This is a genomic window from Nocardia sp. NPDC057353, assembly GCF_042667085.1.
Taxonomy (GTDB): Bacteria; Actinomycetota; Actinomycetes; order Mycobacteriales; family Mycobacteriaceae; genus Nocardia.
In genome coordinates this window covers 1-13,457 of sequence record NZ_JBHVAK010000049.1, presented here as the reverse complement: position 1 = coordinate 13,457, position 13,457 = coordinate 1, and the positions used below count along the sequence as shown (strand labels likewise).

10 protein-coding genes are annotated in these 13,457 nt (G+C 68.8%); 6 read left to right on the top strand and 4 right to left on the bottom strand.

Annotated elements, in window-relative coordinates; all coding sequences use genetic code 11:
- Positions 1 to 329: 329 nt before the first annotated feature.
- The 3 genes from ACFUUZ_RS23105 to ACFUUZ_RS23095 form a co-directional block, all read right to left on the bottom strand.
- Positions 330 to 1,202, bottom strand: a complete 873-nt coding sequence (locus tag ACFUUZ_RS23105) for an Abi family protein (RefSeq protein WP_378699462.1) — start codon at positions 1,200 to 1,202, stop codon at positions 330 to 332.
- 310 nt (positions 1,203 to 1,512) lie between these two features.
- Positions 1,513 to 2,835: an Hsp70 family protein gene (locus ACFUUZ_RS23100; protein ID WP_378699460.1), complete on the bottom strand. Its 1,323-nt coding sequence runs from the start codon at positions 2,833 to 2,835 to the stop codon at positions 1,513 to 1,515.
- A gap of 170 nt (positions 2,836 to 3,005) precedes the next feature.
- Positions 3,006 to 4,328, bottom strand: a complete 1,323-nt coding sequence (locus ACFUUZ_RS23095; protein ID WP_378699458.1) for a UDP-glucose dehydrogenase family protein — start codon at positions 4,326 to 4,328, stop codon at positions 3,006 to 3,008.
- Positions 4,329 to 4,607: 279 nt separating this feature from the next.
- Here ACFUUZ_RS23095 and ACFUUZ_RS23090 point away from each other — a divergent pair, with 279 nt between their 5' ends.
- The 5 genes from ACFUUZ_RS23090 to ACFUUZ_RS23070 all read left to right on the top strand — a co-directional run bounded on the left by ACFUUZ_RS23090 (position 4,608) and on the right by ACFUUZ_RS23070 (position 8,482).
- Positions 4,608 to 5,150 (top strand): YdcF family protein, encoded by a 543-nt coding sequence (locus tag ACFUUZ_RS23090; protein ID WP_378699456.1) that lies wholly within the window; start codon positions 4,608 to 4,610, stop codon positions 5,148 to 5,150.
- 78 nt (positions 5,151 to 5,228) lie between these two features.
- Complete coding sequence (locus ACFUUZ_RS23085; RefSeq protein ID WP_378699454.1) at positions 5,229 to 6,458, top strand: acyl-CoA dehydrogenase family protein; 1,230 nt, start codon at positions 5,229 to 5,231, stop codon at positions 6,456 to 6,458.
- Positions 6,458 to 7,603, top strand: coding sequence for an acyl-CoA dehydrogenase family protein (locus ACFUUZ_RS23080; RefSeq protein WP_378699452.1), 1,146 nt, complete (start codon positions 6,458 to 6,460; stop codon positions 7,601 to 7,603). The genes ACFUUZ_RS23085 and ACFUUZ_RS23080 overlap by 1 nt, the downstream gene beginning before the upstream one ends.
- 55 nt (positions 7,604 to 7,658) lie before the next feature.
- Positions 7,659 to 8,126, top strand: a complete 468-nt coding sequence (locus ACFUUZ_RS23075; protein WP_378699450.1) for a hypothetical protein — start codon at positions 7,659 to 7,661, stop codon at positions 8,124 to 8,126.
- Between the two features lie 113 nt (positions 8,127 to 8,239).
- Entirely contained in the window at positions 8,240 to 8,482 is a 243-nt protein-coding gene (locus ACFUUZ_RS23070; RefSeq protein WP_378699448.1) for a hypothetical protein, read from the top strand.
- 50 nt (positions 8,483 to 8,532) lie between these two features.
- Here the strand turns inward: ACFUUZ_RS23070 and ACFUUZ_RS23065 are convergent, their stop codons facing one another.
- The gene (locus tag ACFUUZ_RS23065; RefSeq protein WP_378699446.1) at positions 8,533 to 11,985 is read right to left on the bottom strand and encodes a heterodisulfide reductase-related iron-sulfur binding cluster; all 3,453 of its coding nucleotides are present in this window, start codon (positions 11,983 to 11,985) and stop codon (positions 8,533 to 8,535) included.
- 475 nt (positions 11,986 to 12,460) lie between these two features.
- On the opposite strand from ACFUUZ_RS23065, the gene ACFUUZ_RS23060 reads away from it, so the two are divergent.
- The gene (locus ACFUUZ_RS23060; RefSeq protein ID WP_378699444.1) at positions 12,461 to 13,174 is read left to right on the top strand and encodes a hypothetical protein; all 714 of its coding nucleotides are present in this window, start codon (positions 12,461 to 12,463) and stop codon (positions 13,172 to 13,174) included.
- Positions 13,175 to 13,457 lie beyond the last annotated feature (283 nt).

The window sequence follows — 13,457 nt, the reverse complement described above, 5'->3', positions numbered from 1 at the left end:
GGGGTGCTCCTTCTCGGACCGACGAGTCCGGGCGGCGGCGGCCGATGAAGCCGAGTTCGTCCTGGGCGGATGCTCCGACGCCGCCGCAGGGAACGCGGGCGCCGACGCCCCCGCCGCAGGGGTGGCCGCGGAACGACGAGCCGCCGAGGTCGCGGCACTCGCGCGAGTAGGGCGGGTCTGCTCAGCCGAGCGGCAGTGGCAGATCCGGCACGTCGGGGTATCCGGCCAGCTCGGGCGCAGCGTCCCCCACTCGCCGCCGGCCCCACCGGCGATACCGGTCGTATTCACCATCCCACGTCGGGGCCGACCGGCACTTCACAAAGGTCGAGTCACGTTGTCCGAGGGTCCTTCAACCCATCGTGCAGATCCTGGTATTCGTTGAGAAACTCATGCAGCCCTACCGAGAAACTCAGGTCAGACGAGCCACCGTCTCTTTGAATTCTGTCGACGAGGTCGCCCAGAGCTACGACCCAGGCCCATGGAGTCCTGTGATACACGCGGTCGGGTTCGGTTTTCAAATTCGCTTTGACTGGCATGGCTACTGTGGCAACACGATTCCATATTCGACCATGATGTGCACAGATGTTGCGCAGCACCGATAGGCTCTGCAGAGTGCCTGCGGCAATCGTGAATGGCAGACCAAGCGACTTGGCTACTGGCTTCACGAGGTCGGGATCGCTGATCAACTCGAACATCTTCGAGACGGTGCCGAAGCTACATACCTCTAGAGCAGCCCATACAGGCACAGACTCACCAGACCGGTTGAACTTTACAATGTAAGGCTCCCGAGACTGATCTAAATCGCGTTTTATCCGTTCAAGCAGCTCAAGTGGTTCGTTGTCGCTCTTCCCTGAGGAATATGTAGATGCGTTCAGATATGCTTCCGGGGTGGCGAGGCCGAGTGCCAGCGCGTACGCGAAGCGGGCTCTGAACGTCACTTCAAGGATGCAAAGCCCATCGAACAACCAACGACGCAACTCGTCATCAAAAACATAGATGCGGCGGACAGCCTCGAAGGAAGAGCCAGGACGAAATAGGTTGTCTCCTCTACCGGGATTGCGCTGGAAATACCTCAGGTATCCCGAAAACCGGTAGTAACTGTGGTCGTGTAGAAACTGTCTGACCTGGCTCGGATCGGACCAGGTCAAGCCTCTTGAAGCCAACAGTTCCATCTGCTTCTCGAGCGTCAGCGCCGGTTTCAATTTCCCCTCTGAAGTCCCCCTGCAAAACAAAGCCCGCCGGTTTGAGGAAGCTTGCGCTCTAGCCTTGGCGGGGAATGTTGACTCCAAGCGTAGTTGACAACGGAGGCGCTAGCAAGCCTCCGGCTGACGCCAACCTGAAGCGCCCTTCAAGCGTATCGGCCTGGGAACCGGCTCGAATTCAGATCCGAGACGGTCGGCTGGGAATGTAGGAGGGCATGGTCTCGCCGGTCGCACCGCTGCACCAGCGGGACTCGATCTTGGTGATGCCGCTCCTGCCGCAGCTCAGACGCTATCTTGTGGACGAGCGAGGCTAGCGCGGGGGCGGGAAGAGGGGCGGGATGGTGGGGACGACGATGGGGGGGAGGCCGGGGACCACGAAGGTGTTGGGGCCGGGCGGGGGCGGGGGTGGTGCCTGCTCCTCGGTGGACGACTGTCGACGCGGCGGGACGGCTACCGACTCGCGCACCGTCTCGGTGGTGGTCGCGGGGGCGACGGCGATCTGCGGGTCGAGGGTGGTGGTGCGGGGGACGCTGCTGGTCGGGACCGCGGTGTCGCCTTCGCCCTGCTGGTTCGAGTCCCGCTCGAGTACCTGCGGCCCGTACCCGAGCCCGAGGCCGATGGCGGCGACGACGGCCAGCGCGCTGACTGCGAGTACCGCACCGCTGACGCCGCGGCGTTCCCCGCGCGTGGCGGGGGCGGAGAGCCAGGCGGGGGCGAGATCGGCGTCGTCCAGCCGGGGTTCGGTGGGGGCGGAGGCGAGCGGCTGCCCGGGCTGCGGATGCTGCGGGGGCGGCGGCGCGACCGGGCGCACGGGGCGGGCGAGCAGGGCGGCGCCGCGTGCCATGACCGTTTCTGGCTCGGCGGGCACGATCACCGGGACGCCCATCCACCGCTCGAGCACCTTGGCTACCAGGGGAATCCGTGCGCAACCGCCGATGGCGAGCACGCCGTGCACCGGGCGATCGGAGCGGACGATGACGTCCCGCGCCATCCGCGCCGACGATTCGATCGCCAGCATGATCAGCGCCTCGAAGTTCTCCTGCGCCAACAGGACCAAGCCCTGCTCGCTCGGCAGCGCCACCGCGGTATTGCTGGAAAGCTGCTCCTTCGCCTCGCGGCAGAGCGCATCCAACGCGGCCAGCCCGGCGGGGTCCTGCGGGTGCGCGATCCGCCCGGAGGCGATCTGCTGCTCGCGGATCAGCGAATCCAGGTAGTCGCCGCTGATGTCGCTGGTGCGCTCGCTGTGCCGCACCTCGCGGTTCTGCGCGTCGACCACGCTCACCGTGAGCCCGGAACTACCGAGGTCGTAGACGACCAAGGAAGAGATCCCGCGGATCTCGCCGGTGCGGTGCACGTACTCCAGCGCGGCGACGACCTCGGGGACCAGTTCGTAGTTGGTGAGCTGCTGCCGCGCCATGGCGGCGCGCAGCGCACGGGCCTGCTGTTCGCTGCGGTAGGAGATGGCGGTGGCGCCGATGTCGGGGCCTGCTTCGCAGGTGACGCCGATGGCCTCGGCGGTCAGCTCCTCGACGGGCTTCCGACCCGTCGGAATGGTCTGAATGTCATAGGCCGGGCCGGCCTGGGGGGCGGAACCGGCGAGCGGGCGTGCCAGACGGACGGCCCCTGCCCCCACCGAAACTCCCAGTACCGAACTCATCCGCTGCCCATCTCGTCGAATACCGCACGACATGCGAGCCCGCGCCGGTTGCCGACGGTGAACTCACTCCCGAACATACCGTCGTCGTCCGACGTTGCCTGCGGCAGGACTGGTCGTTCGGCAGTCGCTCCTGCTCGGCGTCAATGCTACGACGTGCCGAGTCCCGCGTATACCCATCCGGCCTGTCGCCAAACGTCACGGTCGAGGCAGTTGCGGCCGTCGATGATGCGCCTGGCCCGCACCACGGCCTCCAGGTCAACTGGACGCAGCGCGGTGAATTCGTCCCATTCGGTCAGTACCAGCACGACATCGGCGCGGTCGCAGGCCTCGACCACCGAGGTGGCGTAGTTGAGGGTGGGGAAGACGCGGCGCGAGTTCTCCAGCGCCTTGGGGTCGTAGACGGTGACGACGGCGCCGTTGAGCTGGATCATTCCGGCGACGTTCAGCGCGGGAGAGTCGCGGACGTCGTCGGATTCCGGCTTGAAGGCGGCGCCGAGCACGGCCACATTGGCGCCGAGCAGGGAGCCACCACAGGCCTGGGCCGCCATGTCGACCACCTTGGTGCGGCGGCGCATATTGATGTTGTCGACCTCGCGGAGGAAGGCGACGGCGTGGCCCGCGCCGAGTTCGCCCGCGCGGGCCATGAAGGCGCGGATGTCCTTGGGGAGGCAGCCGCCGCCGAAACCGAGTCCGGCATTGAGGAATCGGCGGCCGATGCGCTCGTCGTAGCCGAGGGCGTCGGCGAGCACGGTGACGTCGGCGCCGGTGGCGTCGCAGACCTCGGAGACCGCGTTGATGAACGAGATCTTGGTGGCCAGAAAGGCGTTGGCGGAGACCTTGACCAGTTCGGCGGTGGCGAGATCGGTCAAGAGGAAGGGGACCTCGGCCTGGAGCAGATCGGCGTAGAGCTCGCGGACCTGCTGTTCGACCCAGGCGGAGGCATCGCGGGCCGGGTCGACGCCGAGCACGAGGCGGTCCGGGCGCAGGGTGTCGCGCACGGCGAAGCCCTCGCGGAGGAACTCGGGGTTCCAGGCGACCTCCACGTCGACCGGGGCGAGCGCGCGGGCCCGCTCGCCGAGCGCGGCGGCGGTGCCGACCGGGACCGTGGACTTGCCGACGATCACCGACGGGCGCTCCAGCAGCGGGGCCAGCTCGTCGACGACGGCGTGCACATAGCCGAGGTCGGCGGCGTACTCACCCTTCTTCTGCGGCGTGCCGACGCCGAGGAAGTGCACCTCCGCGTGCGCGGCGGCCTCGGCGTAGGAGGTGGTGAAGCGGAGCCTGCCCGCATCGAGGTTGCGGCGCAGCACCGCCTCCAGGCCGGGTTCGTAGAACGGCGTCACGCCGTCGGAGAGTTTGGCGACCTTGCCCGGATCGACGTCGACGCCGATCACGTCGTGTCCGAGTTCGGCCATGCACGCCGCATGCGTAGCGCCCAGGTACCCGGTTCCGAAGACTGTGCATCGCATGATCGATTGGTAAGCCGCGACTGTGGCCGCGCCGCGTCAGCGAGGCAAGGTGGGTGGCAACAGTAGGTGTACATGCGGGGATCTCGCGGTTTGTGGTCCCCGTTACTGCGGTTCGCCGCGCATCGGCCCAGGTCGTGCGGTTCCGCGAGTACAGGCCGCCGCGCGGTGCCGGGCCGCGGCGGACGGGGTCGCCGTGCGCGACGGGGCTGACGCGGGTGACGGCTCGGCGGGGGTAGCGGTATCCAGGGCCGTGCGCCCGCAGCGGGATAGCATCGCCCGGTGACCGGGTTCCGCCGCGCGGCGCTGCTCCTCGGCGTGACGGTGGCGATCTGCGTCGCCGCGCTCTGGCCCGTCTACGTGACCCCGCAGCGCGACGACCCCGCCCCGGCCGACGCGATCCTCGTGCTCGGCGGCGCGCACGACGGCCGCGAGGAACTCGGGCTGCGGCTGGCCCGCGACGGCTACGCCCCGCTCGTCCTGTTCTCCGACCCGTACGACGGAAGCCCCCTGATCAACCGCATCTGCCACGGCGGGTACAGCTTCGCGGTCACGTGCTTCGACCCCGCCCCGCGCACCACCCGCGGGGAAGGCAGGGAACTGGCCCGGCTCGCCGCGGAGAACGGCTGGACCAGGGTGATCGTGGTGACCTTCACCCCGCACACCTCGCGCGCCCGCTACATCCTCGGACACTGCTGGGACGGCGAACTGCTCTTCGTCGACCCCCGCCCGCGCCTTTCCCCGGCCCGCTGGGCCTGGGACTATTTCTATCAATCCGCCGGGTACGCGAAGGCATTCACCGAACTCGCCCTGCACGGCTGCTGACCAGCGGAATACATGTGCTGGCGGACGCCATCAGTTTTGCTCTAGAGTGCGGGAAGCGACAACCCTCCGGGAGGACAGATGGAATACGACTGGTCCGAGGCCGACCTGGCCTTCCGAGACGAGGTGCGGGCGTTCCTCGACGCCGAGCTGACGCCGGAGATCCGGCGCGCGGGCAGGCTGGCGACCAGCGTCTACCCGGACCACGAGGCCAGCATGGAGTGGCAGCACATCCTGCACCGCAAGGGGTGGGCGGCGCCGCACTGGCCGGTGGAGTACGGCGGGCAGGACTGGACCCTGACCCAGCACCACATCTTCGCCAGCGAGTCGACGCTGGCGGGCGCGCCCGCGCTCTCGCCGATGGGTATCCGCATGGTCGCCCCGGCGATCATCGCCTTCGGCACGAAGGAGCAGAAGGAGTTCTTCCTCCCGCGCATCCTCACCGGCGAGGTCTTCTTCTGTCAGGGCTACTCCGAGCCGGAGGCGGGCTCCGACCTGGCCGCGCTGAGCATGTCCGCGGTGGACGACGGCGAGGACTTCGTCTGCACCGGCAGCAAGATCTGGACCACGCACGCCACCGAGGCGAACTGGATCTTCTGCCTGGTGCGCACCACGCGCGGCAAGAAGAAGCAGGAGGGCATCACCTTCGTGCTGATCGACATGAACCAGCCGGGCATCGAGATCCGCCCGCTGGTCATGAGCTCCGGCGAAGAGGTGCAGAACCAGGTCTTCTTCGACGGCGTGCGGGTGCCGAAGAGCAATGTGCTCGGCAAGATCGACGAGGGCTGGACCGTCGCCAAGTACCTGCTCGTGCACGAGCGCGGCGGTGCCGCTGCGCCGTGGCTGCAGGTGATGGCGCAGGACCTGGCGGAGGCCGCCGCCGAGCAGCCGGGCCCGGACGGCCGCCCGCTGCTCGACGACCTGGCCTTCGCCGCCAGGCTCGCCGATGTGCGGATCCGCTTGGACGTGCTCGAGGTGCTGGAGTACCGGACCCTCGCTGCCATGTCGACGGGGAAGAACCCGGGCCCGGCCTCCTCGATGCTCAAGGTGCTCGGCACCGAACTCAGCCAGCAGCTCACCGAGCTCGCGCTGGAGGCGGCGGGGCCGCGCGGGCGGGTCTACCAGCCGCACGCGGCCATGCCGGGCGGCCCGGTGGCGGGCTACACCCCGCCCGCCGACGGCTACCTCAGCGGCGCCGAGTGGCAGGCCGTCGCGCCGCTGCGCTACTTCAACGACCGCGCGGGCTCGATCTACGCGGGCAGCAACGAAATTCAGCGAAACATCCTCGCCAAAGCAGCATTGGGGCTCTGATGGACTTCACCCTGACCGAGGAGCAGGAGATGCTCCGCTCCGCGCTCGCCGCGTACCTCGGGGCACGCTACGACCTGGAGAAGAGCCGCGCCGCGGCCAAGTCCGACCTGGGCTGGCAGCCCGCGGTCTGGCGCGGCTTCGCCGACGAGCTCGGCATTCTCGGCGCCACGCTGCCCGAGCGGGTGGACGGCTCCGGTGGCGGCGCCGTCGAACTGCGGGTGATCGCCGAGGAGCTGGGCCGCGCGCTGGTCGTCGAGCCGTTCCTGGACACCGTCGTCGTCGGCGCCGGGCTGCTGGACCGGGCCGGGGGTGACCGGGCCGACGAGGTGCTCACCCAGATCGTCTCCGGTGACGCCAGGATCGCCTTCGCGTCCACCGAGGCGACCGCCGGGCACGTGCTGCACGACGTCGGCACCACCGCGCGCCGGGACGGCGAGGACTGGGTGCTCGACGGCGCCAAGGTCGTCGTGACCAGCGCGCCGCTCGCCACCCACCTGATCGTCTCCGCCCGCACCTCGGGGGAGCGGCGGGACGAGCACGGGATCTCGCTCTTCCTGCTCGAGTTCGACGCCGCGAACCCGCCCGCCGGCGTCGAGGTGCACTCCTACCGCACCATCGACGACCGGGTCGGCGCCGACCTGGTCTTCACCGGGCTCCGGCTCCCGCCGAACGCGCTGCTCGGGGTCGAGGGCGCGGCGTGGGAGGTGATCGCGCCGACCATCGACAGTGCGATCGCCGCGGTCTCCGCCGAGGCGGTCGGGGCGATGGGCAAGGTGCTCGCCGACACCGTCGAGTACGCGAAGCAGCGGCACCAGTTCGGGGTGCCGATCGGCAGCTTCCAGGCGCTGCAGCACCGCATGGTCGACATGTACATGGAGCTGGAGCAGGCCATCGCCGCCTCGCACCTGGTGACCGCCGCGCTCGACGCCGAGCCTGCCGCCCGTGCTCGCGCCGCCTCGGCCGCGAAGGTGACGATTGCCCGCGCGGCGCGGTTCATCGGGCAGAACGCGGTGCAGTTGCACGGGGCGATGGGGATGACCGAGGAGTTGGCCATCGGGCACTACTTCAAGCGGCTCACGGCTATTCAGCGGGAGTTCGGTACCGCTGACGAGCATCTCGCGAGGTACGCCAAGCTCACCCGCTGAGTTCGGGACTACTCAAGCCCCATGTTGTCTGAAGTAGTTCAGATAACATGGGGCTATGAGTGCTACGGCTTCCTGGTCGGAGTTCCTACGGGATCCGAACCGGGTCATCGAAACCATGGAGGCGCACGGCGAGGTCACGCTGGTGCGGCGCTCCGCCGCGCCGGTTCGCCTCTCCGATGCTGGGCGCGCCGACGCCGACGAGGCCACACTCGGCGCCTTGACCATGCTGCTCGCGCTCGCCATGGACGACGAGGTGCTCGACCGGCTTGTCGGCAAGCTGAGCATCGCCTTCCCGTGGCTCGAGCTGCTGCCTGAACCGCAGCGGGCGGAATTCGTGGCGGAGTTTCTCGCCGTGGCCAGGGGTGGGCTCGCGGTCGGCAAGCTCGGTGCGCTCACCGCCGTGCTGGCGGCCTGGCGGGAAACCGCCGCGGCTCACGCCGATTCGCGGATCCGCGTCGACGGGTCCGACCTGCACTACCTCGAGGAGCCGGTGCCGGTTCCGGATCCGAGGGCGGGGGAGTGAAGCGGAGAGGGGGAGTGCCGCGGCCGGTGAAGCGCGGCGAGTTCGAGCTGGTGTTCATTACGAACTAGGCTCAGAAGGGGTGGACGGATTGCGTGGCGGCGGCTCGGAACGCCATGGCCGATGCGTGGGATCAGTTGACTCGCGAGCCGGAGACGATCTCGGGGCGGCTCTATGTGCTGCGTGGAGAGCTGCGCTACGGCACCTATCAGGGGCGGACCTACGAGCGGTTCCAGTACAAGTTCTCGGATGGCGGTCGGCTCTGGTACTTCGTCGAGCATGCCGGGAAGGGCAGTAGGACTGCCGGTCGCGTGCTGCTCGAGCGTTGTATGCCGGGGCACCCCAAGGAGACGGAGTAAAGAACGGCGCCCGGATCGGATGATCTGGGCGCCGTTCCTGTTCGGGTGGGTCAGCTCTTGCGGCCGGGGGACTTGGCTCCGGACTTGAAGCCGAGGCCGCCGGGCTTGGCGGTCGGCGGCGGTGTGCCGGTGGAGCCGTTGCCGTTGTGGCCGTTCGTGCCGTTGGTGGAGGTGGCGGGTGCCGTGGTCTCCGTTTCCGGCTCGGGCCCGGGGGCGGAGGTTTCCTCGGCCTGCGGTGCGGCGGTTTCCTTTGCCTCCGGTTCCGGGGTGTCCTCGGCCTTCGGGGAATCTTCCGCCTGGGGGGCGGGGGATTCCTCGGCTGTGGGCTGAGCCGGCTCAGGGGTGCCGGGGGCCTTGGGGCCGGGGCGCTTGAAGCCGGACTTCATGGCGAGGCCCTTGGCGGCGACGGTGGGCTTGTGCTCGGTCGCCTGGGTCGGGGCCTCGGCTTCCGCCGTCGCAGTGGTTTCGGCCTGAGCCGGTGCTTCCGCCTGTGTCGTGGTCTCTGCCGCAGCTGAAGTCTCGGTCGGTGCCGAGGCTTCTGCCGGAGCAGCGGCCTTCGCTTCGGTCGCGGCGGCGGGCTTGGGTGCGCCCGGCGCCTTGGGGCCTGCCTTCTTGAAGCCGGACTTCATGGCCAGGCCCTTGGCCGCGACGGTGGGCTTGCTCTCGGTCGCCTCGGCGGGGGCCGTCGAGGTCGTCTCCGCAGGGGCGGTGGGTGCTTCCGCCTCGGCGGCGGCGGCCGGGGTAGCGGCGGCGGGGGCCGCGGCCTTCTTGCCGGGCGGCTTGGGGGCGCCCCTGCCGGGTGCCTTGCCGCCGCCCTTCATGGCCAGACCCTTGACCGGCTTCGCCGGTGCCGCGGCCTGCGCTTCGGTGGAGGTGTCGGCGGCAGCGGCGTCGGCCGGCGTGGCGGCCTCGGCCGGAGCCGCGGCCTTGGCGCCGGGCGCCTTGGCGGCGCCCTTCATGGCGAGCCCCTTGCCACCGGGTGCCTTGCCGCCCTTCATGGCGAGCCCACCGGCCTTGGCGGCCGGCTTCTTCTCCGCAGCGGCGTCGGCGGTGTCGGTGGCAGCGTCGGCCTCGGCGGGAGCCGCGGCCTTGGCGCCGGGCGCCTTGGCCGGGCCCTTCATGGCGAGCCCCTTGCCGCCGGGCGCTTTCCCGCCCTTCATGGCGAGCCCACCACCGGCGGGCTTCGCAGCCGCGGACTTCGCCTCCGGCTCGGCCTTGGCTTCGGCGACGACGGGCTCCGGCTCGGCGACCGGCTCCTCCTCGACCTTCGGCTCCTGCACCACCGTCAACGCTTCGGTGAGCTTCGCCGGCTCCACCCGATCGATGGCGTCGAGCATGAGCTGCGCGACGTCGATGACCTCGACGCCCTCACCCTGCCCGCTCTCCTGCCGCGCGGTCACGCCGTCGTGCAGCATGACCCGGCAGAACGGGCAGCCGGTCGCGATCTTGGTGGGCGAGGTGGAGAGCGCCTCGTCGACCCGGTCGATATTGACCCGCTTGCCGAGCTGCTCCTCCATCCACATGCGGGCGCCACCGGCGCCGCAGCACATGGAGCGCTCGCCGTGCCGCGGCATCTCGACCAGGGTCGAGCCGGAGGCGGCCATGAGCTCGCGGGGGGCGTTGTAGACCTTGTTGTGCCGCCCGAGGTAGCAGGGGTCGTGGTAGGTGATGTTCTGCGCGACCGGGGCGACCGGGACCAGCTTCTTCTGCCGGACCAGCCGGTTCAGCAGCTGGGTGTGGTGCACGACCTCGTAGGAGCCGCCGACCTGCGGGTACTCGTTGTTGAGCGCGTTGAAGCAGTGCGCGCAGGTGACGACGATCTTCTTCTTGCGGTCATCGACGCCCTCGAAGACGGCGTTCAGCGTCTCGATGTTCTGCATGGCGAGCTGCTGGAAGAGGAACTCGTTGCCCGCGCGGCGGGCGGAGTCGCCGGTGCAGGTCTCCTCCTGGCCGAGCACCATGTACTTCACGCCCGCGGTGGCGAGCAGCTCGGCGACGGCCTTGGTGGTCTTCTTGGCGCGGTCCTCGTAGGCGCCCGCGCAGCCGACCCAGAACAGGTACTCGTAGCCGTCGAAGGACTCGGCGTCCTTCCCGTACACCGGGACGTCGAAGTCGAGCTCGTTGATCCAGTTGAGCCGGTCCTTGGCGTTCTGGCCCCAGGGGTTGCCCTTGTTCTCCAGGTTCTTGAAGAGCCCGGCCAGCTCGGAGGGGAACTCCGACTCGATCAGCACCTGGTAGCGGCGCATGTCGATGATGTGGTCGACGTGCTCGATGTCCACCGGGCACTGCTCGACGCAGGCGCCGCAGGTGGTGCAGGACCACAGCACCTCGGGGTCGATGATGCCGTTGACCTCGTGGTCGCCGACGAGCGGCCGCTCGGCCTCGGCCCGCGCGGCCTCGCTGATCTTGGCGATCGCGGCCTCGTCCGGCTTGCCGTCGCCGTCCACCAGCCCGACCTCGTCGCCGCCGGGATCCTTGCGGCCACCGGCCAGCAGGTAGGGCGCGACGGCCCGGCCGTGGTCGCGCAGCGACATGATGAGCAGCTTCGGCGAGAGCGGCTTGCCGGTGTTCCAGGCGGGGCACTGGCTCTGGCAGCGGCCGCACTCGGTGCAGGTGGTGAAGTCCAGCCAGCCCTTCCAGGAGAAGTCCTCGATCCGGCCCGCGCCGAGGGTGTCGGTGTCCGGGTCGACGTTCTCCATGTCCAGGGCGCGGCCCTTGGACATCATGGGCTTGGCGGCGCCGAGCGCGACGCCGCCGTCGGCCTCGCGCTTGAAGTAGATGTTGGGGAAGGCCGAGAAGCGGTGCCAGGCCACGCCCCAGGTGATGTTGCGGCCGACCAGGTACAGGAAGGCCATGCCGGACATCAGCTTGATGAAGGCGAAGATCGACACCATGGTCGGGCTGGCCGGGAGCAGCTTGGCCACCTGCATGGTGAAGAAGTCGGTGGCCGGGTTGGCGTGGCCGTAGGTCGCGATCTTGCCCGCCTTGACCATCACCATGCCGATGCCCTCGAGCAGCACGATGGTCTCGATGACGTAGGCAGGCGCGAACTTGGAGCCGCTGAAGCGGGAGAGCCGGTCGGGCACGCGCGGGTGGTTCAGCTGCCGGATGACGATCAGCGTGGTGATGCCGACGATGGTGCCGATGCCGAGGATCTCGTCCCACAGGTGGTACGCGGCGGTGTTGCCGATGATCGGCCAGTGGAAGGCCGGGTCGAAGGTCTGCCCGTACGCCTCGAACCACAGGATGGCGCCGCCCATGAAGCCGATCATCACCAGCCAGTGCGCCCAGCCCACGGTGCGGAACTTGTTCATCCTGGTGTGCGCCAGGAACTCGACGAGCATCTGCTTGAACCGCGGGAAGAACGGCCGCCAGCGATCGGGCGCGGACTGCCCGAGCATGATGGCGCGGACGATGTCCCGGACGCCGCCGAAGAACGACGCCCAGCACAGCAGGCTGAGCGCTGCTCCAATCGTGCCCAGCGTCAGTGTCAGGGCATTCATGTCGCGACCTTTCTTTAGAAGCAACACGAGCATGGGGTCGAGCCCCGGCGCCGAAAACCGGCCGGTACTCGAATCGCTCGTATCCTAACCCGGGGTAAGTTACCCACCAGTAACTTACACTGTCCATCGTACGATCGACATTCGGCTGTTTGCCCCGTCTTGCTGGGGCTTGACCCGAAAAACGCCTGTGACGAATGTCACGGGAAATTCTGCGCGCCCACCCCGGACGGGGGCAATGATCACGGTGAATGTCTTCGTGAAAGGCCAGCTCGGTAAGGGCACGCTAACTAGCTAGCAATAGTAAGGAATCTCGCATCCGTCGGCCTGTTCCATTAGGCTCACGACGTTCTGTTCGCCGTGCCCGATTTCCACACTGCTCGGGGAGGTCCCGGGTCGCCTGGCTCCGGGATGACGAGCTCTCGCGTATGGAGAGAGTGGGCCGCGAACGACCCCTGAGAATGGATTGGACACTGCATTGAATCTCCGGAGAACCGCCGCGGCCACCGCGCTGGTCGTCGGCGCGCTGACCGTGGGGGCGGGCACCGCGTACGCGAACCCCGCACCGGCTGCCGATCCGGCCGCCGACCCGATCAACTACTCGGTGAAGCTGGTCGAGAAGACGGTCGTCACCACCCTCAAGGGTGGGACGTTCGAGCTCACCAAGGAGACCCAGGGCACCGAAGAGGTCGAGTTCTACAACGTCAAGGACGCGGCGGGCAACGTCGTCATGACGCTGCCGGTCGACTTCTCGCTGGGTGACATCTCGGTCCCGGTCAAGCCCGTGGTCTCCGAGGACGGCAAGGTCCTCGAGCTGACCCCGGAGGAGCAGCCCGCCGTGCCCGAGCAGAAGCTCAACACGGTCAACGTGAACGTCCAGTCGATCGCCTCGCCGATCGAGAACCAGCGGGCGCAGAACGAGTTCGCCAGCCAGTTCGGCATCGCGACCGCGGTCGGCAGCTTCCTCGGCACCGCCGTCGGCGCCATCGCGGGCGGCGTGACCGGCTGCATCATGGGGCTGCCGCTCTTCGGTGTCGGCTGCATCCCGGCGGCCATTGCGGGTGCCGGTATCGGCGGCATCCTCGGCACCATCGCCGTCGGCGGTCCGGCGCTCGCCATCGCGGGCATCGACCTGGTGAACACCATCACCGCGGCCGAGGGCACCACCAAGTGGGCCGACAAGCCCAAGTAGGAAGCGGTTCCACCGCCCGGTGCGGTGGTGACGTTCGGACGGCCCGGACCTCGAATCGAGGTCCGGGCCGTTTCGTGTTCCGGGCCCGGGCCTGTGAGCCCTGGACCGGGCGGTAGGTACTTCGACCCCGGGGCGGGCGATTCAGGCCGGGAGCGTGGCGCTGAGAGCCCGGAATTCGTGCGGGCCGACCGATAGCGGACCGGGCGCGACGGCTGCACAGTGACGTTTTCCGCCGATTCGAAACAGGGCCGTTCCGGTCATACCCACCGGCTCTGAAACAGCG

Coding starts and splice junctions, on each gene's coding strand:
- ACFUUZ_RS23070 (WP_378699448.1), top strand. CDS start 8,240: ATGGCCGATGCGTGGGATCAGTTGACTCGCGAGCCGGAGACGATCTCG.
- ACFUUZ_RS23095 (WP_378699458.1), bottom strand. CDS start 4,328: ATGCGATGCACAGTCTTCGGAACCGGGTACCTGGGCGCTACGCATGCG.
- ACFUUZ_RS23080 (WP_378699452.1), top strand. CDS start 6,458: ATGGACTTCACCCTGACCGAGGAGCAGGAGATGCTCCGCTCCGCGCTC.
- ACFUUZ_RS23075 (WP_378699450.1), top strand. CDS start 7,659: ATGAGTGCTACGGCTTCCTGGTCGGAGTTCCTACGGGATCCGAACCGG.
- ACFUUZ_RS23085 (WP_378699454.1), top strand. CDS start 5,229: ATGGAATACGACTGGTCCGAGGCCGACCTGGCCTTCCGAGACGAGGTG.
- ACFUUZ_RS23065 (WP_378699446.1), bottom strand. CDS start 11,985: ATGAATGCCCTGACACTGACGCTGGGCACGATTGGAGCAGCGCTCAGC.